The following is a 24,202-nucleotide window of genomic DNA, read 5'->3' as shown; positions in this document are numbered from 1 at the left end:
TGGAATGTAAAAATTAACCATTTCCGTATTATTTTTAAATCAAAAAGGAATAAAAGCATACGCAAAAAAGGAATGCGGATGCTTTATTTAAATTTGCAGTATAAAGTCATTCACAAAACCAAAAAAAGATAATTTGGATATCAAAATCAAAAAAGATTATATTTTAAAACCAAATATGATGCCTAGCCTCTCTTCTTAGTCATTGACAAGTTCAGATAGTTCTGCCCATCTTTCAAGTAAGTGATCCAGTACTTCTGATTCCTTTGCATGATCATCCATTGCCTGCTGTGCCTTTTGGTAATCACTTCCTGCTTCTTCAATTTCTTTAACAAGTGCTGCAACCTTTTCCTCTTGGGCCTCAATCTTCCCCTCAATTTCATCCCATTCAAGCTGATCCTTGTAGGAAAGCTTCTTTTTCTTTGGTTTCGGCGTCTCTTGTGCAGGTGTTTTTTCGATTTTTTCTTTTTGTACTGTCTTCGCAGCCTCAATTGAATTTTTCTCAAGGTAATCTGAGTAATCTCCAAAATACGTTGAAATTTGGTGCCCCTCTTCAAAAATTAACAGTTGGTCTGTCACTTTATCTAAGAAATATCGGTCATGCGAAACAGTGATTACAACACCAGGGAAGTCCTCTAAATAATCCTCTAATACTGTCAATGTATGAGTATCCAAATCATTCGTAGGCTCATCCAGTAACAACACATTTGGCTCACCCATGATAATTTTCAATAAATACAAACGTCTTCGCTCCCCGCCAGAAAGCTTGCGAATCGGTGTACCATGGGTATGCATTGGGAATAAAAACCGCTCTAGCATTTGCGCTGCTGATATCATTTTACCATCAAGGGTATGAATCATTTCCGCCGTTTCTTTAATATACTCAATCATTCGTTTGTTAAGATCCATATCTATGCTTTCCTGAGTATAGTAGCTGAGCTTAACTGTTTGTCCAATCTCGATTTCGCCCGTATCTACAGGAATTTGACCTGCAATGATATTTAATAATGTGGATTTCCCGCTTCCATTTCGTCCAACAATTCCGATTCGGTCACCCGGTTTTACAAGTAAATTGACATCCTCTAAAATCTTCGTGTCACCAAAACTCTTTGAAACATTTTTCAATTCAATAACTTTTTTACCTAGTCGGCTACCACCAACTGAAATATCAAGCGAATCCGTATTTATTGTCTTTTTTGCATTTTCAATTTCCTCAAAACGCTGAATCCGTGCTTTTTGCTTTGTTGTTCTCGCTTTAGCACCACGACGAATCCAAGCAAGTTCACGTCTATATAGGTTTTGTCGCTTTAGTTCAGATGCTTGCTCCTGTTCCACTCGTACCGCTTTTGCCTCTAAGAAGCTACTATAGTTTCCGGTATAGGTGTATAGCCTTCCTTCATCAAGCTCAATAATTCGGTTCGTCACACGGTCTAAGAAATAACGATCATGCGTAACAACCAGTAGTGCTCCGTTGTATTTTGCGAGATAGTCTTCTAACCACTTAATCGTATTGTAATCTAAATGGTTGGTTGGCTCATCCAAAATGAGTAGGTCCGGAACTTCAATTAAGCTTTGAGCTAATGCCACCCGCTTCTTCTGGCCACCTGACAGTTCCATCACGTCCTGAGAAAAATCGATAATTCCAAGCTTTGATAATACAGCTTTTGCGTTGGAGTTTGCCTCCCACGCATTTGCGGCATCCATTTTTTGTTGCAGGTCGTATAGTTTCTCTTGATACACTGTATTCATCGAATCTTTTTCAATCTGAAGCATCGCTTCCTCATATTCTTTTAACAGCCGGAGGAGCGGCGTATTGCCTTGGAATACTTGGTCAAGAACCGTATTCCCTTGAGTAAATTCAGGTTGTTGCGGTAAATAGCTAATTGTATATCCCTTTGAATGAGTAATCTCGCCGCGGTCAGCCTCTTCTACACCTGCAATGATTTTTAATAACGTCGATTTTCCGGTTCCATTCACACCGATTATACCGATTCGCTCATTATCTGTAATGCTGAATGAGATTTCCTCGAACAATGTTTTTTCAGCATAGCTTTTTGCTAAACCCTCAACCGTTAAAAGCCTCATAACTGTCCATTCCATTCTTTATAAAATTGATCAAGAAACGCTGTCATGAAATCATGACGTTCCTTGGCTGCTTTTTTTGCTGCATTTGTATTAAGAGTATCTTTTAATTTTAATAATTTTTCATAAAAATGATTGACTGCTGTGGATTTATCGTTCCGGTACTCTTCCTTTGTCATGCTTTCACGAAAAGGGAGTGCTGGGTCATAGATTAAATCACCGTGCGCCCCTGCATAAGCAAAGGTTCTTGCAATTCCAATTGCACCAATCGCATCTAATCGATCAGCATCTTGAACAACCTTGCCTTCAATTGTTTTCATTGGCGGTCTACTGCCACCCTTAAAAGACATTGTTGAGATGATTTCAATGATTTCCTCTTGTTCAGACTCAGTTATTTGTATAGATGAAAGCCAGTTCCGTACTTTCATGTGGCCTTCCTCTTCTGATTTGTTTAATTTCTCGTCTGCCACATCATGTAATAATGCTGCCATTTCTACGACAAATAAATTGGCATTTTCTTCTTCACCAATTTGCAATGCTGCTTTTCTGACGCGTTCTATATGCCACCAATCATGACCACTGCTATCATGTTGCAAAATATTTTTCACAAAAGTAGTTGTTGCTTCAATTATTTTCTGCTGATCCATCGTATCCTCCACTACCATCAATATCGTAACCATTGTATCATATTCTAGCGCCAACTAAACTGTCGCGCACTACAAAACACATGCATAAACTAAAAAAACCAGAGTAAACTCTGGTAATTTGAAAGGTGGTAAATAAATATGTATTATCCTGAAGGTTTTAATCGGGAAATTGGCACTGCATGGTTTGGACGTCATGTTGTATTAATAACGTGTAATCCCGCTACAAATCAATTTTTACAACTCCATAAGAGCCTTCATGCTCCTACTGAACCACCACATCCAAATTGTGCAGAAACAATCTCCCAATTCTTAAGTATTGGGTACAATATCGCAGCCATTGCCCCCCTATCTCATAACGAAGTACAATACATCCTAGTTAAATAGATTATTTATTCATCCAACTAATCCCAATGGTATTTTCACCAGCATGTACGCCAATCGCAACACCAAGTGGGTAAGCATTAATCGAAATATTGTCTGGCGCAAATTCCCGGATGTGTTGCTCCCATTCCTTAGTCTTAGAATCGTCCAAGCCATATAAAATATAGACCTCATCCACATGATTTTTCGCGATGGCATCCTTTAAATAACCTAGTATTTTACTTGTTGCTTTATTTTCAGAGCGTACTTTTTCTTTTACAGAAAGCGCACCATCGTTAATTTGGATGACTGGCTTAATTTGAAGCATGCTCCCAAGGAAATATTGGGCCGTGTTCATTCGTCCACTTCGGTGCAGTTGTTCTAAACTTCCGATAATGACATAGGTTTCTAATTTCTCAGCCAAATCCACAATTTGTTCTTCAACCTCTGCTACGGTCCCACCCTCCTGTAAAAGCTTCATCCCTTCTTTCATTAATTTTGTCATCGGATAGGTAAGGATTTTTGAATCAATGACTGTTACTGGAATATTTACTAATTCTGCAGCTTGTCTTGCTGACGAAACGGTTCCACTTAATTTTTCCGAGATATGCAACGAGATAATCTCATCATAATTTTCTTCAAGACTATTATATAATTCTACAAAGCTTCCAATGGAAGGCTGTGATGTTTTTGGGATGGTCTTTGCCGTTTTCAATCGTTCAAAAAATTGAGCAGGAGTAATCGTAACTCCATCAAGATATTCTTCCTCATCGAAAAAGACCGTCATTGGAATCACAAAAATATCCTCATGGTCCAAAAGTTCCTCATCTAAAAATCCTGTACTATCTGTGACCCATGCAATTTTCCCCATAAAATCGCCCCCTTAACAAATACCATTATCACTATATTACTATATATGCTCTTACTATATCATAAAAAACACTAAATTATCAGAAAATTTAATCCTTTAGTTGTAAAAAAAAGGATATTTTCGTAAACTTTGTTGCTTTTTGATTCGATTATGCAAGGGAACTCCTGCTAGATAAGCGAGCCAGAAGAGACCCCGCAGGAGCAGCAGCGACGTGTCCAGTTTCAGCGGCTAGAAACTCGAGAAATTTCAACCCCTCCTTCAGAGGCAAAATACGCCTCTTTTTCGGAGTCTCAGACGCACAGGACGTGCTAGTGCCGACTTCGCCACAGGACGTGGCGCTTTAGTCGGCCAATTTTCTCGTTTCTGTGCAAGCCACCTCCACATTTCGTTGAGGAGGCTTGCGGATCGCCGCGGAAATCAAGTACCAGGAGCCAAAATCACCCTACATATAAAAGCAACAATCTTTTAGAAAACAGCCTAAAAAAAAGAGGCTAGATTGCCCCTAAGCAGTAGCAGTATGTAGTTGATGAATCGTCTTAATGATATAGTCAATCATTTCAAGTAAATCATCTATATGATCTTCTTGAATTAATCGGTGAAAAGTAATTTTACTATTGTTTGTATATTGATTTCTCGTACCATATTGAAAAGAAATTTCCTGTTCGATTTCCCTTTCGTCACCCCAAATAGTGGTTAATACTCGATCAATACTTGGGCAAACATCCAGCGATTCGAGTTTAAAAATAAACCCTATTTCCAAATGACACCCTGGTTTACTATCATCAAGGCTTCGTAGTTCAGTAACAAGATTATCAAGGTCAACTTTCAAATTAATATAGGCTTGAATTTTATCAATCGTTTTATCCTTAAAGGTAATGCGATAATGCCTACCCATTTTCGCCATTTCCACTTGATCCTGACGATCAGTAATCAAGAGTTGTCCTTCTAGATCTAAATCATAAAGGGCTCCCTCAATTACAACCTTTAGGTTTTCAAATACGGTTGGATCAAACATAAAATATACCTTCCTTTTTGGTATAAAGGGGGAAATCCCCCTATCATTATCTAAAATAAGCCTACAGCTTTTCCGTCTTCAGAAACATCCATATTAAGTGCTGATGGCTTCTTTGGTAGCCCAGGCATCGTCATGACATCACCCGTTAGAGCTACAATAAATCCAGCGCCGATAGATGGTCTAAATTCACGTATAGTAATGGTAAAATCCGTTGGTCTTCCGAGCAATGTTGGATCATCTGAAAGGGAGTATTGAGTTTTCGCCATACAAACTGGAAGATTGCTCCACCCGAATTTTTCAAAATCAATCATTTGTTTTTTCGCTTTATTCGAGAACTCAACATCTTTTGCCCCATAAACAGTTTTAGCAATTGCCTTTACTTTCTCTTCAATTGAAGCAGATAATTCGTAGATTGGGGCATAGTGATTTTCACCATTTTCGATTGTATCGAGTACCTTCTTAGCAAGCTCCACTCCACCTTCGCCGCCTTTTTCCCAAACTTCTGTAAGTGCAACAGGATAAGAGTGTTCCGCACACCAAGATTCGATTTTTTCAACTTCTTTTTCAGTATCCGTAACGAAACGGTTAATCGCCACTACAAATGGCAATCCGAAAGCTTGAATGGTTTCAATATGTTTTTGAAGATTCTCTAAACCTTTCGCTAAAGCTTCCACATTTTCTTCAGTTAAATTTTCCTTTTTAACGCCACCATGCATTTTTAAAGCTCGGTTAGTTGCAACAATCACAACTGCCTTTGGCTTAATTTCTGCATATCTTGCTTTAATGTCGAGGAACTTCTCGGCTCCAAGATCAGCACCAAAACCACCCTCTGTTAACACATAATCAGCTAATTTCGCCGCCATTTTTGTGGCAATTACACTATTACAGCCATGAGCGATATTAGCAAAAGGGCCACCGTGAATAAGAGCTGGTGTGTGTTCGAGTGTTTGAACTAAATTTGGTTTAAGAGCATCCTTTAATAAAAGGGTAAGCGCGCCCTCTGCTCCTAGGTCTGCTGCTGTGACCGGTTGTTTATGTATATTATAAGCCACTACTATTTTTGATAGTCTTCGCTTCAAATCTTGTATGTCTGTTGCTAGACAGAATATCGCCATAATTTCTGATGCAACGGTAATATCAAATCCATCCTCACGAGGCACACCTTGAGTAGGTCCTCCCAGCCCTACTACAACATTTCGTAGCGCACGGTCATTTAAATCAACAACGCGCTTCCATGTGACACGTCTGACATCAATTTGAAGTTCATTTCCTTGATGAATATGGTTGTCAATTAATGCAGATAGTGTGTTATTTGCAGTTGTAATCGCATGAAAATCTCCTGTAAAATGCAGGTTGATGTCCTCCATTGGGATCACCTGTGAATATCCGCCACCCGTTGCACCGCCTTTAATTCCCATCGTTGGTCCTAGGGATGGCTCTCTCATCGCAACCATTGCGCTTTTTCCAAGTTTAGCAAGTCCTTGTCCAAGTCCAACAGTGACTGTCGATTTTCCTTCCCCCGCCGGCGTAGGATTAATGGATGTTACGAGGATGACTTTACCATCCTTTTTTTGTTCAAGACGCTTCATCACGTCTAAGGAAATTTTTGCTTTGTAATGACCATAGGGTTCTAGTTCTTCTTCAAGTAAATCTAACTGTTCTGCAATTTCCTTAATTGGCTTTAACTCAGCCTCTTGAGCAATTTCAATATCAGACTTATACTTTGTTGATAAACTCATGCACAATACCCCCAAGACAATTTTAGTGAACAAACTTCCCATACTCCTATATCTTACCTTATTTGATACATCGGTATAAAGTGAAACTTCTATTTTTATCCCTTACTCTTTAGTGCATAAAACAAGTAAAGATTTTTTATTTGATATTCCTGTGTGAATTGTTGTAAAATTTCAATTATAAGAAACTAGGAGATGATAGGATTGCCAATTAATATCCCTCATGATTTACCTGCAAAAGAAGTATTAGAATCTGAAAATATATTTGTAATGGATGAAGATCGTGCTTACAGTCAAGATATTCGTCCACTTAATATAGTAATCTTAAACATTATGCCAGAAAAAGAACGAACAGAAACCCAGCTCCTTAGACTACTTGGAAACTCCCCATTACAACTGAATATTACATTGTTATTCCCAGAAACGCATGTTGCTAAAAACACGGGAAAGAATCACCTTGATAAATTTTACACATCCTTTTCTGCCATTAAGCACAGAAAGTTTGATGGGATGATCATAACTGGTGCACCGATTGAGCACCTTTCGTTCGAGGATGTGAACTATTGGGAAGAGCTAAAGGAAATTATGGATTGGACGAAAACCAACGTAACCTCGACATTACATATTTGCTGGGGTGCACAAGCGGGGCTTTATTATCATTATGGGGTTAAAAAATACCCGCTATCTGAAAAATGTACGGGTGTGTTTCACCACCATTTAGTTAATAAGGATGTGAAATTGGTTCGCGGCTTTGATGATTTATATTATGTACCGCATTCCCGGTTTACTGAGGTAAAACTTGAGGAAATTGAAAATACTGAAGAATTGACACTTTTATCTTTTTCAAATGATGCAGGTGTGTGCCTAGTTGCTTCAAAAGACGGAAAACATATTTTTCTTACTGGCCATCCTGAATATGATGTTAATACGTTAAAAGAGGAATATGAACGTGACCTCGCTAAAGGTAAAGTCATTATTCCTGTTAATTATTTTCCAAACAATGACCCGGCCAATCCACCGGTTCACAGCTGGAGATCACACTCTTATCTATTGTTTGCAAATTGGCTCAATTATTATGTTTATCAAGAAACTCCATATGACTGGGAATAATAGAAGGTATCTCGGACTCGAGATACCTTTTCTTACGCTTTTTTTAAAATAAACACCCACATAAACGATAATGCTTGTTTTAGTTCTTTGGGTAATCCCTTCGTTGTTTCGATTTTCACAGCATCCTTATAAACAGGCTGACCATCAACTACTCGCCAGCCATTTTCAGATGCCAATTGCTCAAATTCCCAAGGCATCATCGTATTTTGGATGACGGTATCCCCGTACAAGCGTTGATATGCATGTTGCCTTGGTCCTGCCGTAGGACCTAATAGCCCAACACAAAAGATACCTCCTGGTTTTGTCACACGCCTGATTTCGTTAATTGCTTGTAGTGGTTGCTCTGTCCACTCAATTGAGTTAATTGCCATGATTCCTGAAAAAGTTTCATTCTCAAAAGGTAGATTTGTCAAATCACCTTGTGTAAATGAAAGGTTTTCAGATTGACTTCTATTATTGGCTTTTTCAATCATCTCAGCTGAAATGTCAACCCCAACTACTTGAAACCCAAGCTCAGAAAGTAAATATGACCCGTAACCGTCACCACAGCCTGCATCCAAAATATGAGCTTTATCCGCTAGGTGCTTTGAAAAAAAAGGAATAATTGTGGAGCGGCTTCCGGAATTCCACATATCTTGACTTTGCTTACTCCAAAAGTCAGCACGACCATCCCATTGCTTTTCAGCTTCCTTATGCCATCTGAAATCGCCCATCCTGTTCACCCTCTCTAACTTATAGATGTTCTTTAAGATTATATTCCCGTAATAGTCCTTCTAATTTAATTGCTTTGCCAATATCACCTTTCATTTTTAATTTCCCTGTCATAAAAGCAGCAGTTCCACCTAGTTTTCCTATTAAGAAATTTTTAAAGTTTACTAGTGATAAAATTAGCGTGCAATCTGCCCCTTCAGTAGCCTCTGATATCTTTGCCTGACCACCTTCGACCTTAAGTTGAAAGATTGCTTCTTCATTTCCCGTAATATTAAACTGATAAATCACATTAAGACCTTCAATAGGTCCCGGGTTTTGGTTAATCACTTCTTCTATTCTTTGCATCAATTCAGATAATGTGTAACTCTCAATACCATTTGTCATGTTAGCATCCTCCCAAATATTTTTAATTATTAACATTGAGTACGAAATCGTATTCCTTCTACAGAAATAGATTATTCCTGCATTCCAAGATTCACAAATGCAGAAATAACGATTCGGTTTAACAATCTAGATATCCCCTCAAAATCAATTGTCTCTTCTTCATTGTTAAAAAAGTTTTGCATAATGACTTCATTAATTGCACCAACCATTGCTTGGGCCACGATTCGCATTTCTATCTTTGAAACAGTTTTCGGCAGCTCTGCCTGAACTGTTTGCAGAATAATTGATGCAAACACTTGGTGAGACCTTTGGCGCACCATTTCAACATTCCGCGACACTCCAACTGATTCAACCAATAATATTTGTGCAACATGTTTATTTTCAAAACAAATTTGGATATACCGATTAATCCCAGCAAACGCTTTGTAAGACATGCTTTCTTCTAGTGAGATTGCTAGTTTCACTTCCTCAGACATTTCGTTGCCAAGCTGTTCAAACAAAGCAACCATGATATCTTCCTTACTTTTAAAATGCTGATAGAAGGTTGTCTTTGAAACTCTCGCCATTTCGACAATTTCAAGTACAGATGTCTTTTGATACCCCATTTCTGTAAATAGCCTAAGTCCAGCAAATAAAAGTTTTTCTCTTGCCTCTATCGGCATTTCCTTTACAAATAACAAATCAATCCATCCATTCTTTTAGTACGTGTACGTATCAAGCATTCTTTTCTATTATACAACCTGGTTATATATGGTTCAATCCAGTTTTTTGAAAATTTTAAAAAAAGGAGAAAAGGCATATTGCCTTTTCTCTTACATTTTAATTATTATTTAGTATTTTTGCCGGAAATTCAAATTCTATTTTTCCTGTTTGGTCATTCCATTTAAGATATGCATCAAATGTTTTGCTATCTTTTTTAAATCCTTTTATTAAATTAGTTTTATTTGCTGAAAGTAATTTTTGAATATTTGTTTTCGTAATTGTTTTACCTAAGATTTTTCCTGAAATTGTGAATTGGCAGCCTTTTGTTTTATAGTTTGCACAACCATAAAATTTACCTTTATTGATAACCTCACCACCACATTTTTTACAGGTTCCTACAACTGTTCCGATGTCTTTTTTATTATACGAGCTGTTTTGGGAACTAACATTTTCTATCTTGATATTTGAGAAATCCCATGTATCACTTTGTACTTTTGCATCATCCACAATTTTTTGAGAAAGCTTCTTCGTCTGAATCATAAATGATGCAGGCGAAGCTTTCCCTTGTCCTATTTCATGAAGACGCTGTTCCCATTTCGCTGTCATTTCAGGAGATGCAAGGATTTTTTCACCAATCACATCGATTAATAGAATCCCTTTTTCTGTTGCAAATACTTGGTTTTTCTCTACCTTAATATAGTTCCGTTGTTTTAACATAGTGATAATACCCGCGCGTGTTGCTTCGGTGCCAAGACCTTCTGTTTTAGCAAGAATTTTCTCTAACTCATCATTGTCAATATGCTTACCAGCCGTCTTCATTAAGGTAATCAACTGTCCTTCAGTATAGCGTTTCGGCGGCTGTGTTTTCCCTTCTTTTGTGTAACTGTTTTCGACTACCCCTGCTTCGTCCTTTTCTAGGGGTGGCAAGATTACATCCTCATCCTTTGAATTATCCTGGAAGAGTACCTTTCTCCACCCTTCCTGAAGCATTACCTTTCCCTTTGTTACAAATTCAGCACGTTTATCCACTAAAGTTTTTACGGTTGTATAGTTAAAAATAGCAGGCTTATAGTGCGCGGCAATCAAACGTTTAACGATTAGATCGTAAATCTTCTTCTCATCACCGGATAGCTTTTCAGGATTCGGAACCTGCTCAGTTGGAATAATTGCATAGTGATCAGTCACTTTTTTCTCATTAACGTAACGTGAATTATTCATTATTGACACATTAGGTGTTGGAAAAAAATCCTTGTAGTCTCCCAGTTTATTAAGCTTTGAAAAAATTTCTGGAATTGTCTGTGCTTCCCCTTTTGTTATATAGCTTGAATCCGAACGGGGATAGGAAATAATCCCTTTTGTATATAGACTTTGTGCGACATCCAATGTTTTTTTTGGTGAGAATTTAAACGCTTTGTTTGCGGTTGCCTGAAGACTCGACAAATTAAATAGTAAAGGAGGCTGATATTCTTTCTTCTCTATTTCCACTTCAGCAATTTCCGCAGGCTTATCCCGACAAAAAGCCGCAATCCTCTCAGCCATGTCTTGTGAAGAAAGCCGTGATTCATTATCTTTTATCCATTTCCCCTCATAGTGCTTACCATTCACTTGGAACTTGGCAAATACCTCCCAAAATGGCTCAGATTTGAAATTAGCAATTTCTTTTTCACGTTTAACAATCAAAGCCAAAGTAGGAGTTTGAACTCTTCCTGCTGAGAATACATCAGATACTCCTTTTTGCTTCAGCAGTAATGTGTAGACTCTAGATGCATTCATCCCAACAATCCAATCTGCACATGCCCTAGCCTTCGCTTCATAGTATAGATTCCTAGTATCCTCCTCCATTAATAGATTTTGAAATCCATCATTCACAGCTTTTTCCGTTAAAGATGAAATCCATAATCGTTTTATCGGCTTACTTACATTGGCCATTTCAATAATATTACGGATAATTAGTTCTCCCTCACGTCCAGCATCACCTGCATGAATGATTTCCGTTACTTCAGTTTTTCGAAGGAGATTTTTTATAATGGTAAACTGTTTCCATTTTGACTTCATGACCCGATATGAGAATTGGTCGGGGATGAGAGGGAGTGTTTCAATTCTCCATTTTTTCCAGGCAGGATTATATTCTTCGGGTGGAAGCAACTCACAAATATGACCGACTGCCCATGTAAAGTAAGCACCCTTAGGAAATATTGGATCTGGCGAAACCTCAATAAACCCTTGAGATTTTTTACTCCTAAATGGAGCAGCAAGCTTCATCGCTTGGTCTGGTTTTTCCGCGATAATAACCTTCATTTTATTCCTCTTTTCAATTACACTACTATGATTATTTTATCAAAACTTTAGGATTCATAGAAATACAGATTTTGGTGGGAGAATATGAGAGACAGATAGGAGGGATAATTAAAGTTAAAAAACCATTCAAGATGGTTTTTTAACTTCATTTATTTGGAGATACATATGCAATGGTTCGACAATATGATGGATAGAGATAACAGTTAAATCACCATGCTGTACCGTGCCTACTGCAAGGCGTCGTTGATCATCCTCGACTATGAAAGGAGTTTCATGATCTGCAGACATTATACTTTCACATATGGATAATATTTTTTTATACAAAAAATCCTTATTGACCTTGGTGCTATTCGAATTTGAGGTAAACCTGATAATGATTTCTTTCCCATTGTAATTGTGTCTAAACATAATAGTAGCCTCCATCCAACAGTAATGATAAAACGCTTTCAATTTCATGTTTTTTGAAATATGAATCGATAATCGTATTGGACACCTCAAACTTTTCTTTCTATCATTATATCAAATAATGGAATTTCTTCAATAATTATTCGAATATACAAAAATATTTAAGAATTTTAACATTTCCCCTCTTCTTTGTCACAAATATCTTCCAATAATACGTAAAAAACCCTTTATTCCCTTGACTTAACACGATTTAGGTTGTATATTAATATCATCATTTAGCTAGTAGTTAAGTATTTTTTTTACAATATTATTATTTTTAAAGATACATAAATATGTAGCTAATTGATAAAATTTTTACGATGCACGGTTGTGCCGAAGGTTTAGGAGGAAAAGCATAATGCAAAACGGTAAAGTAAAATGGTTTAACAATGAAAAAGGATTTGGCTTCATCGAAGTTGAAGGCGGAGACGATGTATTCGTACACTTCACAGCTATCCAAGGTGAAGGTTACAAATCTTTAGAAGAAGGTCAAGAAGTTTCTTTCGAAGTTGTTGAAGGAAATCGTGGACCTCAAGCTGCAAACGTTGTAAAGCTATAATTCTTACATTTTAACTTAACAATGTGAAACCAAGGCTGATTTTTTATCAGCCTTTTCTTTGGGGCTGTCCCATAAGTCCTAAAAAATAAGGCAAGGGAGAAAAACGAGTCGTTTTTCTCCCTTGCCTTTTCGAGTTGTTCGATTTTTCTCTGAAAGTAGCTGGCGGATGCCTGCTACTTTCAGTATGTTGTGGGCTAATGCCACAATCCCAAACTCGACATTCACTTTGTTGAGTCCCCTCAATGAAAATCTGCGGAACGACCGATTGCCCTTGATGTGACCGAACACACTTTCTACTTCTACTTTACGTTGAGCGTAGATAGCGGTCTTTTCTTCACATTCAAGGGCTGCTTTGGCCTTTGCTTTCATTTCTTCAAAAATTGTATTCCAATGAACTTGTCGATTGCCTTTTGCTTTAGTGCATTGTGCTTTAAGAGGGCAATCTGTACAATCCTCACATTCATATATTTTGAAGCTTTGCTCATAGCCAGACTGATTCTTTTTGTTTTGATATTTTTTAAATGTTACATTCATTCCATTCGGGCAAATAAAACAGTCATCTTCTTCAACATAGGTCCAGTTTTTCGCATTTTTAATGTCTTTCTTGTATTTGCGTGTTTGTTCCTGTACATAGCTCCCATAAGGAATAAGAAACTCAAATCGTTGCTCTTTCTCTTCCCCAACGCTATAGACATAATTCTCTTCACTACCATATCCTGCATCTGCACTCACTACTTTAGGCATGGGCAGAGAAGAAGCTGCCAGTTTCTCCATATGAGGGATAAAACAGCGTGTATCTGTAGGTCGTTGATGGATTGTATAATACAAAATAAACTGATTCTCTGTTCCCATTTGTACATTATACCCTGGCTTAAGTTGTCCGTTTTTCATATGATCTTCTTTCATTCGCATAAAGGTGGCATCTTTGTCAGTTTTCGAATAGCTATTCCGATCACCGAACGTTTCATTTTGTTCCTTATATTTAGTCATGCGAGGTATGAAATCCTCACGGATTTGTTTGATTGATTTCTTTAATTGACTACGTTCTTGTCTTTTTTCTTTTCGAATTTCTTTATCCGTTTCATTTTCAATTACCTCTGTTAGCGCATCAACCTTTACCTCTAATTCCTCCGCAACTTCTATTAATTCTTGTTCGGTAATTTCTTGTTCTTGATCGGTTGATAGTTGTTCAGGTTGAGTTTCTGATTGTGTTAGTTTATGGATATGCTGAAGTGTTTCTTTAATTTTTTCTTTTAACTTCTCTTCGAATTTTGAAGTGGCCCGTTTCCATACAAAACTATACTTGTTGGCATTGGCTTCAATCTTGGTGCCATCCAAAAAGTAATTTTCGAATGATATGTAGTTCTCTTCAATCAATTTGCGAATCATAGCTTCAAATAGTTCATCCATTAAATCTTTCATCCGTCCACCGCGGAACTCATTAATAGTACGAAAATCTGGTTGTTGCATCGCTGTCAACCACATAGCTGGGATATTTTCCTCTGTTAATTTGGCGATTCCACGGCAGGAATAAACCTTTTGGGAATAGCCAAAAAGAATAATTTTAAGCATCAATTTAGGATGGTAGGGACTCCTGCCACCACCTACATAGTACGAAAATAGTTTTTCATCAGGGATTGACTCAACCATTTCGTCTACTACACGAGCTTCGTGATGTTCTGAAATAAGAGATTCAATATCATAAATCATATGAACTTGACGATTATTGTAGGGTTTGAAAGTAGGGGCTAACTTACGAGGGTTAGGCTCTTTTGGTTTATTGCTTTTCTGGGTTTCAGTGTTTTGACATACTTGTTTCTCTTCTTCACACTCTGGAAATAAAGACATCTCCATGTTATAATTATCTTTAGTAATCAATTGATTGCTCATAAAGAATCATCCTTTCAGTAATGTTGTGTCATAACTTCATTTTACTAAAAAGGATGATTTTTTTGTGTGTTTTTTTAGAAAATTTTAATACTAATATTACTGAATAATGAAACCTTGTTGATTGGAGCGGAAGGTACGAGACTCCTGCGGGAAAAGCGTGGCCAGGGGAGACCCCGCAGGAGCTTGCGACGAGGAGGCTCCCGGACCGCCCGCGGAAAGCGAGTAACCTGCAGCGGAAATCAACAACCCTTTTATAAGTAATATCCAAAAACAAAAAACGAGGGGCTATCCTCAAAAGTCATTTTTCAATGACTTTTCGGACAACCCCTTTTCTTTGGGCTCTTTCTACCGAAAAGAGCCCTTTTTACGTACATTATGATAGTTTCTCTCCATATGCCTTCAGCTTTTGACCAACCGTGCAGTTTTTAATACAGAAGTTTTGGGCATAGCGTTTGCCATGTTCTTTGCGAAAATATTCTTTTACAAAACAATCTTGGCAATAGGTGTCAAGTATTTCACCAACTTCCAATATAAGTTCCTTCCGTTTCATGAAAAAAATCAGCTCCTATTTTCATCGGTATCGCCCACTCGAATCCATCCCAATCAAATTCACCTACTTTATGAGTATGATGAATAGGCTTAATTACTTACCCTTTTATTTCAATTTTACTCGAAACAAAGGTTCCTTCGAGCGCCTGTGTAGCAAGTCTATCTGCTTCTGCATTCTGTTTCCTGCCAATCTGATCATAGATTGGATGAATCCCTAACTTTTCAATTCTCTCCTCTATCCTATCCAGCCACCTATTTAGGTTCTCCTCAAAGCACGGCCATTCCCCTGACAATTGTTTTAATACAACATGGGAATCCCCTTTAAATGTGACAGTTGCATGCTGTACTCCTATTTCCTCAAGAGTATTTAAAAGTAACCAAAACGCTGCGTATTCCGCCTCATTATTTGATTCCATTTCTTCAAATACTTCATTTACTCTAACCCGATATGGCTTTTTACTTTGGGAATAATATATAGCAACACCTAAGCCGGCCTTACCTGATTGAATATCAAACCCGCCATCGAAATAAGCAATAACATCCTGAGGTTCCGTTTCAACTACTTTCATCAATTTAATGATTTCTTTTTTCGTCCATTTTGTATGTCGCTCATCATAAAATACGATTTCTTTTGTGCGTCCAGTTCGTTCAAAGTCATCTGCTAAGAGCAATGCCTCTTCCGCAGATACTTCATCCGACATTAAGGTTATCACTTGGTTTTTTGGCGTTTTATAAGTCCATTCCAGCTTAAGTTTCATCATGCTCATCCTCTCTAGTGGAACGTATCTTCATTTTTCCTAATTTTTTACTCATTATACACTTTTTCCATTAGGTTATGTACTTCCACTTTTATTCGTATCGTACTATAATAAACCTTTGACAATTAAATGAAGTCCTTTCGCGGTTCGTAAACTCCCGCGTTATCAAAACTATAGGAGGTAATAGTATGTATAACGAGATTCTTTGGTTCATTTTTGCACTTGTCAATTTTATTTTAGTCTTAACGATTTACCGCATTTTTGGAAAATCCGGATTATTTGTTTGGATTGGTTTTTCTACCGTTATAGCAAATCTGCAGGTTGTAAAAACGGTTGAGCTATTTGGATTAACTGCTACCCTCGGTAATATTATGTATGGAACAACTTTCTTAATTACTGATATTCTGAATGAAAAGTATGGAAAAAAGGAAGCGAAAAAAGGTGTTTGGCTTGGCTTTTTCACACTTCTTTCCATGATTGTTATCATGCAGTTTGTTCTTGCGTTTGACCCGCATGAGGTTGACTTTGCTCAAGGGTCGTTGGAAACAATCTTTGGACTTCTTCCACGGATTGCCTTAGGAAGCCTTCTTGCGTTTCTGATTAGTCAGTATTCAGATGTGATTATTTATTCAAAAATTAAAGCTCGATTTCCAAAGGATAACCAACTTTGGATACGGAATAATGGTAGCACAATGATCAGCCAACTACTTGATACATTAATCTTTACAAGTGTTGCATTCTTAGGTGCATATCCGTTTGACGTATGGATTGAAATTTTCATAACGACATACTTTATTAAATGGTTAGTTGCTTTAATCGATACACCATTTATTTATATCGCTAGAAGATTTCATAAAAATGCATAATTAACGTGAGAGAACAGGATGTCTGCGAGTAGACGTCCTGTTCTTATTATCTTCACAACTTTACATGATTAATGATAAAATAGGCATTATTTAGTATATTTTGGAGGCATTAGATGATCGAAGTGTATATAGATGGTGCAAGCGCTGGTGACCCTGGTCCTTCTGGTGCTGGGGTTTTTATTAAGGGAAATGGTGTCGTGGAAAAACATTCGATTCCTCTTGGGATTATGACGAACCACGAAGCTGAATACTATGCTCTTTTAAAAGGTCTTGAAATTTGCATCAAGAATGACTACAGGGTGGTATCGTTTCGAACGGATTCACAACTGGTTGACCGAGCGATAGCAAAGGAATACGTCAAAAATAAAAAATTCGCTCCTTTGCTTGAAAAAGCATTGCTACTTTCTAATGAACTTGACCTTTTTTTTCTTAAATGGATCCCAAGCGCACAAAATAAAGTGGCTGATGAATTAGCAAGACAAGCCATCCGAAAAAATGAAACTTAGAAACCCTTGGACTGTCTTGTCCAAGGGTTTTATGCCATTATATTTCGTTCTTCTACAAAACGAATTGCTTGTTTTCGACTTTGGATTTGATTTTCCTTCAGCATCTCTAATAAAGATATGAAGAAGCTTCCATCAAATTCCTTTTGGGCCTTTAAAGTGATTTCAATTGCAACATTGACAATTTCGTCTGTTGCATTGGTATATTGCTGACCAAATGTAATGAAGCCAACTGCGTCCTCTCCAAAGTTAAAACCCTTTTGCGCCAAGAATTGTAAATATTCATTTACTTTTTTTTCTAGTTTAAACAATAGACCCCAACCCCAACAAAAAATTCTACTCTAATAATATCGCACTTTTTGTCGAAATACTACGATTTTTTTGTTAAAAAATGGGCTATTGTACCTGCAATCATTCCAAATATTGCTCCACCAAGTACTTCTTCTGGCTGATGGCCAAGTCTTTCTTTTAATCTCTGTTCCTTGTTGTCATGGTAGTGATGGTCCTTTTGTCCTGCTAATCGCTCTATTTCTTCATCAAGCTCGTTCACCTTAATAGTGAGTTCACCTGATTGGCGGCGGATACCTTGTGCATCATACATTACGATTAAGCCAAATATGGTTGATAATGCAAAATCTATCGTGGGAATACCCCTTTTCAACGCAATAAAAGTTGCAAGAGAGGATACGCCAGCTGAGTGCGAGCTTGGCATGCCACCCGTTTCAAAAAAAGTACCCCAATCCCATTTTCCGGTTTTGGCTTTTTTAATTGGAATTTTTAAAAATTGAGCAAGCCCAATTGTTAGTAGCGCAGTATAGATTCCTTTGTTCACGATTCTCACCTCATGGTTAGTTTCATGTATCACCTCATTTTCTATTCAAGACATATTCCAAATTAGGATGGAAATAATACGAAATGGAGGTGACATATCATGGCACAAAAAGGAAACAACCGCGGAAAAGCTCCAAAAGGCGTAAACCCTCAAGGTCATAATGAAGATACCGAATTTTCTATGGAACCAAAAAGTGAGCTTGAAAACAAAGCAAAGAAATCAAATACAAAAAGATAAGGTATTTGTGAGATGCCCTGTGATTGGTTGTGATCACGGGGCATCCTTGTTGTACGGATGAATCGCATAGGCGATCAGCCGAAAAATTTTCATAATAGCCATATTTATTATTTATCAGCTATAAAATTTATTTATTGGCCATAAACTCAAATTAACAGCCATAAGCAACATTTTTAATCTTAACGTCTCCAATAAAATCAAAAAAAGAGCACTCAAATTGAGTACTCCATTAACTAATAAATTGATCCAAGCCTTTAAATTCAAGCTCCGAGAACTTTTCCTGTACTTTTTCACGGTTAATTTGGATTAATGCATCATCAAGTGAGCAATTAATCGGAACTTCGCAATGAATTCTCGCCAATCTACGCGATAAATGTAACATTTCCAGATCCTCTTTGATTTTTGTCTTTTGCACTTTTGTTAAATTTTCTACATTTTCAAGAATACCTTCAATTGACCCGAACTGTTGAAGTAGTTTAAGTGCTGTTTTCTCACCGATCCCTCTTACACCCGGATAATTGTCGCTTGTATCACCCATTAATGCCTTAAGGTCAACCATTTGCTGAGGAGTAATGCCTTTTTCTTCAAGAAAGCTTTCACTCGTGTACTCTGCGTAATTACCGATTCCTTTTTTCATTATTAGAACCGTAATATTTTCATCAAGCAATTGCAAGATGTCTTGGTCACCAGTCAAAATGATCACATCAGAATCTTGGCCATATTGTTTTGCTAGCGTACCTATACAATCATCTGCCTCATATCCAGAAAGTCCCACATTTGGAATATCAAAGGATTCAACTACATCCTTCACTAAATCAAATTGTGGAATTAACTCTTCCGGCGGTGCGCCACGATTTGCTTTATATCCATCATACATTTCTGTACGGAATGTAGAACTGCCCATATCCCAACAACAAATAACATGTGAAGGCTTGTACTTATTAACGGCAGTCATCATATGTTTTACAAATCCGTGAATCCCATTTGTTGGAACCCCTTTACTATTTACCATAAAATATCCACTCATTGCCGTTGCATAAAAAGAGCGAAACAATAATGCCATCCCATCTATTAACATAATCTGTTTTTTCATCGCATATCCTCCCTTTCAGCAAAAATCATCATAAATAGAATTATAACATATATCTAAAGTGCATTTGTTTGTATCTTCCTTCCATGTGCACAAAAAAGCCCTCTTACACAAGAGGGCTCACATTTATTTACTTTTCATTTTTTCTGCTTCAATTTCTGCATAGGATGCAAAATGATAAGGGGTAGTCCCTTTTCCATCTTGCTTTTTATCTTTTTTCGAAGCAGATTGTTTATCGGTTTTCACATGCATGTCTCCTTTATTAGAGATTATGGTTAGTATTAACCCAACATGCATCATTTATTTGCGGAATGCGTACTCCTTCACCATATCAGCGGTTACAAGCTTCCTCAATGGTACAATTCCTTTTTTTGCAAGTTTGTTCATTTCATTCGTCACTCTATTGATTTTATCAACGGTGAATTCTTTGTTTTGTTTTGCTAAAGCAACTGCCTCATCAATAAATAGTTCTCTTTGTTGCTCTAGTCCCACGAATGTTTTAACAATTTCGTGCTGTGATTTTGAATGTTTTGTGATTGCTTCATGGACGTTTGACATTATTTCTCCTCCGTTGTATCAGTCTTCATTAGTTTAACAATATGGGGTTTAGGCGTCCAACAATTGAATTTATAAGCTGGCATTGTATCATAGCCTAAACGTCCACATCTGTAGTTCATCTTCCCACTTTTTCGTGCTGCTACGAAATGAACACAAGTGGCACATGCATGATATTTTGATTTCGAGTCAGTCAAATCAACTCACCCCATATGCTCCGCGTAGTAACCAGACAGCTTTTCATGTACCTGTTCTAGGTTTTCGATATCGATATCCTCAGATAAAATTTTGGTGACACCATCGAAATACTCATGGATTTCTTGCAATGCATCCTTTTGAAGTGCCTGTAGCCCTCTATTAAATTCCTGTTTGTAGAAATTCACAAGGTATGCTTGGTTTTCTTCAAGATATGAGCTCACGGGTGCATCAAGCAATATTTCTAATTCATCTTGCATATGTTTTTTCTCATTTTTTTCGAAAAATGATTTAGGGTTTTTGAACAGAGCTAGTGCCTTTTTGTAACGAGTATGCTCCTCCTGCTTAAGTCCATTCTTAAATTCAATTGTTTCAAAATCTAGTTCAATGGACTCTGAAATACTCATATTGGAATTGATTGACTTAATTTGCTCATTAAATGTTCCGATTTGCCCAAGTAGTCGCTTTGAAATAAAAGTTTCTATTCGCAATGAAGTCGCGCGCAATTCTTGAGCTAAATCAAAGCCGACTGACTCTAGAAATTCAGCCAAACATGATTGTAACGCTTTTTTCAAATCTCGGCCATCATCTCTTAATGATGATGGATTGAATGCTTCCTTAAACATATCTGATATACGTAGGAAGACCCTTTGTTTAATGTAGTAACTGAGCTCCTTGATTTCTTGCTCAACCACTCCAAATGATTCCTGCTTATCGACAGTTTCAATTACCGACTTCATTCCCACATGTTGGTCTTTAGCATCTTGGAGTTTAGCACGCTTAATATCCTTATCTTCTTTCGCAGATTGAATATACGAATCAATGATAGACGCAGCACGCTGAATATCAACGTATCCTTCATTAACTGCTACTTCTGTCAACTCATCAATAACAAATGAATGGAAATCAGCTTCAAAACGTTCGATACCAGAAGTCGCAAGGATTCCACGATCTTTTTGACTGTCTTCGTTAAGCTTCTCAAGTAAGGCAGCACGGCTTGATACGGTGTAGAGTCGAGGAAAACGAATTCCATAGCCTACTAACTGTGACTCGACATAATCTTTAACATCTGATAACTCTTCAGTTGAGTTAGCCAAGTCTGCCGCATTTATGATGAAGAACATCTTATCCATACTGAAGGTGTCTTTAACACGGCCAAGTTGAATTAAAAATTCGCGGTCTGCTTTAGAGAAAGCATGATTATAGTAAGTTACAAATAGAATGGCATCGGCATTTTTAATATATTCAAAAGCAACCCCTGTATGGCGAGCATTGATTGAATCTGCCCCTGGAGTATCTACCAACGTAATCCCTTGCTTGGTTAGTGGACAATCATAATAAAGCTCAATCCATTCTACAAAACATGCCTTTTCTTCCTTCGCAACATATTCATTAAAACCATCCATATCAGTTGTTAAAACGTGATCTAAATCTGAAGCAATTTTCTCAAACCCTGCCAATACTGCTTTTAAGAATGAAAAATGTGGCTTTTCTTTCGCTTCGATTTTTTCGATATTGCTAATTTTCGACTTTATGATTTCTATACTAACATCAAGACTGCCTGCTTTTTCACCAAAAATGTGTAATGAATGGTTGATATCATCTAATAATTGATTGGTTGATTTTATTTTTACCAGTACTGTTCCATGTTGATGTTCATCAGTTGGAAATGTAATTTTATTAATTGTTGCAGTTGTTGGGTTCGGTGAAACAGGAAGTGCGTGTTTCCCCATTAATGCATTCGCAAAGGAAGATTTCCCTGCACTAAACGCCCCAAATAATGCAACCGTAAAATGTTTATGTTTTAAACGTTGAGCTTTTTCCTTAATATCTTTCGCAAGCGTTGAAAGACCTGTAATTGGCTTTATCAATTCATGCGCTTTTTCTAAGTGTTTGATCGCCTGATCAGATGTACCCTTGTTTTCTTTTTGCTGTTGTGTTGGTTTTTCTACATATGTCGGAGTGGCTGCCTTTTGATTCTCCAAATCCTGTAGAATTTCTTCAGTAGAAGAAACCTCCACATTTTCAGCAAATCTTGAAAGTAGTTTTTCAGCTGATTCCACACGATTTTTTTCAGAATTTCCATTCATGATGTCGTTAAGCTTCGAGAGAATTTCAGTTCGCTTCGACTCAAACGTCTTCAAAGTAACAAACGCTTCTTGATAAACCTCATATTTTTCTAACTCTGCTTTTATCCCTTGCTCTTCTTTTGCAGTACTAGTCTTTACCTGTTCTAGAATGTCATTTAATAACGTAACTGCTTTTTGTTTATATTTTCTCTTAATATAATTTCCTACATCATCTGTATAAGTTAAAATGTATTCTCCAGTAACACCCGCTCCAGGCTTAACTAAATCTTGTAACTCCTTCGCACTCAAGTCAGTTGCAAGCTCGTTTCCAGTCGGTTGTTTCGAAAGTCGTAAGTTACCTGCAAATTTCCCTACAAAGTCCTTTAAATGCCATTCCAATTGAGTGGACATTCTTTCTTTCACATCAGCTAGAAATGCTTGCTTCCGTTCGTCACGTTCCTTTTCTGTTTTGTTTTTGGAGAATAATAATCCGACCTTAAAATCAGGCTGCATACATTCAACAAAATTTTTCGCTAAATCACGTGTTTGGAACGGCATCAGAATTGCATTTGATAAAATCGTATCAATTTCATTCATATACTCAACTTCGATTTTTTCTCTGTTTTTTTTGAAGCTAGCTAGTTGATTGTTTAAGTTTTTAATTTGATTGGGGATTGTCTCCCGCTCAGTTTCTGATAATGACCGAAGCTTTTCTTTCGTATCTTCCAGCTCTACGGCATTTTTATCATCTAAAAATGCAATATGCTCAAGAATAATTTGTTTTGCAGAATGGAATACACCCTCTAATAAAAGGTGTTCTTTGTTAGCAATTTTATCCTGAAGCAACTGCTGAACTTGCTTAAACTGATTCTGCACGTGATTGGGTTCTTTTAATGTCGTGAAAAATATATCTGAATAGGCCACATTCCAATTTTGGAACGCCTCTTCGACACCTTGTTTAAAGGATACAAAACTTAACTCTGATTCTTTATGTTTATCAACTTGGTTTACGATTAAATAAACCGTCTTGTTTCGATCCGTTAGTTCCTTTGTAAATTGGAAATTCAGCTCTGAAAGGACATGATTGTAGTCCATCACATAAAACAACAAGTCTGCTAAATGGAGAGCCGATTCAGTTGATACACGATGGGCATCATCCGTAGAATCAATCCCTGGCGTATCCATCACAATTACTTGCTCTGGGAGTTTCCTATTATCATGACTAATTTCAATGGACTCAATTGCTTCCCCGTCTTTAGCATATGATTTGATTACATCATAATCATATGGTGCTGGGTATTCAATGATTTTTCCATCACGGTAATAAACACGTGCGTATTCTCGTCCTGACTTTACTTTTACTAAATTTGCGCTGGTTGGAATCGGGCTTGATGGTAGAAGACTCTCCCCTATGAGTTCATTTATCATGCTCGATTTTCCAGCCGAGAAGTGGCCAGAAAAACCAATCATATATTCAGAGTTATATAGCTTTTTTAGCAACTGAATAATTTTTGAACTGCTTTCTTTATCATTGTTTTTTTCAAAAATATCATACAAATAAGATAGTCTTTTTTCTAAGTCTCCCTTTGTGATGTGTTTGATTTGTTCTGTCTGTATCATGTCTAATCCCCTTATTGTACATTGCATAAAAATTCAATATATATGTATTTTACTCTACACGAATGCTTTTGACAAAGCAGAATATTAGGAATCAAATTTTTCATAAAAAAAAAACCAGGTAT

General features: G+C 37.1%; 24 protein-coding genes. 6 read left to right on the top strand and 18 right to left on the bottom strand.

Going from position 1 to position 24,202, the window contains the following annotated elements; all coding sequences use genetic code 11:
- Window positions 1–195 precede the first annotated feature (195 nt).
- Window positions 196–2,082 (bottom strand): ABC-F family ATP-binding cassette domain-containing protein, encoded by a 1,887-nt coding sequence (locus tag NST91_RS10710; protein ID WP_341331107.1) that lies wholly within the window; start codon window positions 2,080–2,082, stop codon window positions 196–198.
- Entirely contained in the window at window positions 2,079–2,726 is a 648-nt protein-coding gene (locus NST91_RS10705; RefSeq protein WP_341331106.1) for an HD domain-containing protein, read from the bottom strand. Before NST91_RS10705 ends, NST91_RS10710 begins: the two co-directional genes overlap by 4 nt.
- A 138-nt stretch (window positions 2,727–2,864) precedes the next feature.
- Between NST91_RS10705 and NST91_RS10700 the strand changes: the two genes are divergently transcribed.
- A complete protein-coding gene (locus tag NST91_RS10700; RefSeq protein ID WP_341331105.1) occupies window positions 2,865–3,110 on the top strand; it encodes a hypothetical protein in 246 nt (81 codons plus the stop codon).
- Window position 3,111: 1 nt separating this feature from the next.
- On the opposite strand, the gene NST91_RS10695 is transcribed toward NST91_RS10700, so the two are convergent.
- The 3 genes from NST91_RS10695 to NST91_RS10685 form a co-directional block, all read right to left on the bottom strand.
- Entirely contained in the window at window positions 3,112–3,957 is an 846-nt protein-coding gene (locus NST91_RS10695; RefSeq protein ID WP_341331104.1) for a DegV family protein, read from the bottom strand.
- A 502-nt stretch (window positions 3,958–4,459) separates the two neighbouring features.
- Entirely contained in the window at window positions 4,460–4,972 is a 513-nt protein-coding gene (locus NST91_RS10690) for a hypothetical protein (protein WP_341331103.1), read from the bottom strand.
- Between the two features lie 50 nt (window positions 4,973–5,022).
- Window positions 5,023–6,711 carry a formate--tetrahydrofolate ligase gene (locus NST91_RS10685; protein ID WP_341331102.1) on the bottom strand — a complete coding sequence of 563 codons (1,689 nt, stop codon included), beginning with the start codon at window positions 6,709–6,711 and terminating at the stop codon, window positions 5,023–5,025.
- A 201-nt stretch (window positions 6,712–6,912) separates the two neighbouring features.
- On the opposite strand from NST91_RS10685, the gene metA reads away from it, so the two are divergent.
- Window positions 6,913–7,818, top strand: coding sequence for a homoserine O-acetyltransferase MetA (gene metA / locus NST91_RS10680; RefSeq protein ID WP_341331101.1), 906 nt, complete (start codon window positions 6,913–6,915; stop codon window positions 7,816–7,818).
- A gap of 32 nt (window positions 7,819–7,850) precedes the next feature.
- On the opposite strand, the gene NST91_RS10675 is transcribed toward metA, so the two are convergent.
- The 5 genes from NST91_RS10675 to NST91_RS10655 all read right to left on the bottom strand — a co-directional run bounded on the left by NST91_RS10675 (window position 7,851) and on the right by NST91_RS10655 (window position 12,321).
- The gene (locus NST91_RS10675) at window positions 7,851–8,531 is read right to left on the bottom strand and encodes a class I SAM-dependent methyltransferase (RefSeq protein ID WP_341331100.1); all 681 of its coding nucleotides are present in this window, start codon (window positions 8,529–8,531) and stop codon (window positions 7,851–7,853) included.
- 19 nt (window positions 8,532–8,550) lie between these two features.
- A complete protein-coding gene (locus NST91_RS10670; protein ID WP_341331099.1) occupies window positions 8,551–8,913 on the bottom strand; it encodes an SCP2 sterol-binding domain-containing protein in 363 nt (120 codons plus the stop codon).
- Between the two features lie 71 nt (window positions 8,914–8,984).
- The gene (locus tag NST91_RS10665) at window positions 8,985–9,593 is read right to left on the bottom strand and encodes a TetR/AcrR family transcriptional regulator (protein WP_341331098.1); all 609 of its coding nucleotides are present in this window, start codon (window positions 9,591–9,593) and stop codon (window positions 8,985–8,987) included.
- Between the two features lie 139 nt (window positions 9,594–9,732).
- Window positions 9,733–11,913 (bottom strand): DNA topoisomerase III, encoded by a 2,181-nt coding sequence (locus NST91_RS10660; RefSeq protein WP_341331097.1) that lies wholly within the window; start codon window positions 11,911–11,913, stop codon window positions 9,733–9,735.
- Between the two features lie 126 nt (window positions 11,914–12,039).
- Window positions 12,040–12,321 (bottom strand): hypothetical protein, encoded by a 282-nt coding sequence (locus NST91_RS10655; RefSeq protein WP_341331096.1) that lies wholly within the window; start codon window positions 12,319–12,321, stop codon window positions 12,040–12,042.
- 394 nt (window positions 12,322–12,715) lie between these two features.
- Here NST91_RS10655 and cspD point away from each other — a divergent pair, with 394 nt between their 5' ends.
- Window positions 12,716–12,916, top strand: coding sequence for a cold-shock protein CspD (gene cspD, locus NST91_RS10650; RefSeq protein WP_010283969.1), 201 nt, complete (start codon window positions 12,716–12,718; stop codon window positions 12,914–12,916).
- A gap of 78 nt (window positions 12,917–12,994) precedes the next feature.
- On the opposite strand, the gene NST91_RS10645 is transcribed toward cspD, so the two are convergent.
- From NST91_RS10645 to NST91_RS10635, 3 genes are all read right to left on the bottom strand, one after another.
- Entirely contained in the window at window positions 12,995–14,806 is a 1,812-nt protein-coding gene (locus NST91_RS10645) for an IS1182 family transposase (protein WP_341330442.1), read from the bottom strand.
- A gap of 373 nt (window positions 14,807–15,179) precedes the next feature.
- A complete protein-coding gene (locus NST91_RS10640) occupies window positions 15,180–15,356 on the bottom strand; it encodes a zinc-finger domain-containing protein (RefSeq protein ID WP_121448235.1) in 177 nt (58 codons plus the stop codon).
- Window positions 15,357–15,453: 97 nt separating this feature from the next.
- Window positions 15,454–16,113, bottom strand: a complete 660-nt coding sequence (locus tag NST91_RS10635; RefSeq protein ID WP_341333527.1) for a ribonuclease H family protein — start codon at window positions 16,111–16,113, stop codon at window positions 15,454–15,456.
- Between the two features lie 188 nt (window positions 16,114–16,301).
- Between NST91_RS10635 and NST91_RS10630 the strand changes: the two genes are divergently transcribed.
- Both NST91_RS10630 and NST91_RS10625 read left to right on the top strand, forming a co-directional pair.
- A complete protein-coding gene (locus tag NST91_RS10630; RefSeq protein ID WP_341331095.1) occupies window positions 16,302–16,979 on the top strand; it encodes a queuosine precursor transporter in 678 nt (225 codons plus the stop codon).
- A gap of 113 nt (window positions 16,980–17,092) precedes the next feature.
- Window positions 17,093–17,485: a reverse transcriptase-like protein gene (locus tag NST91_RS10625; protein WP_341331094.1), complete on the top strand. Its 393-nt coding sequence runs from the start codon at window positions 17,093–17,095 to the stop codon at window positions 17,483–17,485.
- A gap of 29 nt (window positions 17,486–17,514) precedes the next feature.
- Here NST91_RS10625 and NST91_RS10620 read toward each other — a convergent pair whose 3' ends face one another.
- Together NST91_RS10620 and NST91_RS10615 are read right to left on the bottom strand one after the other, a co-directional pair.
- A complete protein-coding gene (locus NST91_RS10620) occupies window positions 17,515–17,793 on the bottom strand; it encodes a DUF6123 family protein (RefSeq protein WP_341331093.1) in 279 nt (92 codons plus the stop codon).
- A gap of 59 nt (window positions 17,794–17,852) precedes the next feature.
- Window positions 17,853–18,314, bottom strand: a complete 462-nt coding sequence (locus NST91_RS10615) for a divergent PAP2 family protein (RefSeq protein WP_341331092.1) — start codon at window positions 18,312–18,314, stop codon at window positions 17,853–17,855.
- A gap of 99 nt (window positions 18,315–18,413) precedes the next feature.
- On the opposite strand from NST91_RS10615, the gene sspL reads away from it, so the two are divergent.
- Window positions 18,414–18,551: a small, acid-soluble spore protein L gene (sspL, locus tag NST91_RS10610; protein ID WP_341331091.1), complete on the top strand. Its 138-nt coding sequence runs from the start codon at window positions 18,414–18,416 to the stop codon at window positions 18,549–18,551.
- A 229-nt stretch (window positions 18,552–18,780) separates the two neighbouring features.
- Here sspL and NST91_RS10605 read toward each other — a convergent pair whose 3' ends face one another.
- From NST91_RS10605 to NST91_RS10595, 3 genes are all read right to left on the bottom strand, one after another.
- Window positions 18,781–19,644, bottom strand: a complete 864-nt coding sequence (locus tag NST91_RS10605) for a 5'-3' exonuclease (protein WP_341331090.1) — start codon at window positions 19,642–19,644, stop codon at window positions 18,781–18,783.
- A 297-nt stretch (window positions 19,645–19,941) separates the two neighbouring features.
- Entirely contained in the window at window positions 19,942–20,199 is a 258-nt protein-coding gene (locus tag NST91_RS10600; RefSeq protein ID WP_341331089.1) for a YpbS family protein, read from the bottom strand.
- Between the two features lie 200 nt (window positions 20,200–20,399).
- Window positions 20,400–24,080 carry a dynamin family protein gene (locus tag NST91_RS10595; RefSeq protein WP_341331088.1) on the bottom strand — a complete coding sequence of 1,227 codons (3,681 nt, stop codon included), beginning with the start codon at window positions 24,078–24,080 and terminating at the stop codon, window positions 20,400–20,402.
- Window positions 24,081–24,202 lie beyond the last annotated feature (122 nt).

The sequence above is a fragment of the Ferdinandcohnia sp. FSL W7-1320 genome (assembly GCF_038050315.1).
GTDB lineage: Bacteria > Bacillota > Bacilli > Bacillales > Bacillaceae_L > Ferdinandcohnia > Ferdinandcohnia aciditolerans.
Note: the sequence above shows the minus strand (reverse complement) of the source record. Positions and strands in the feature narration are given on the sequence as shown.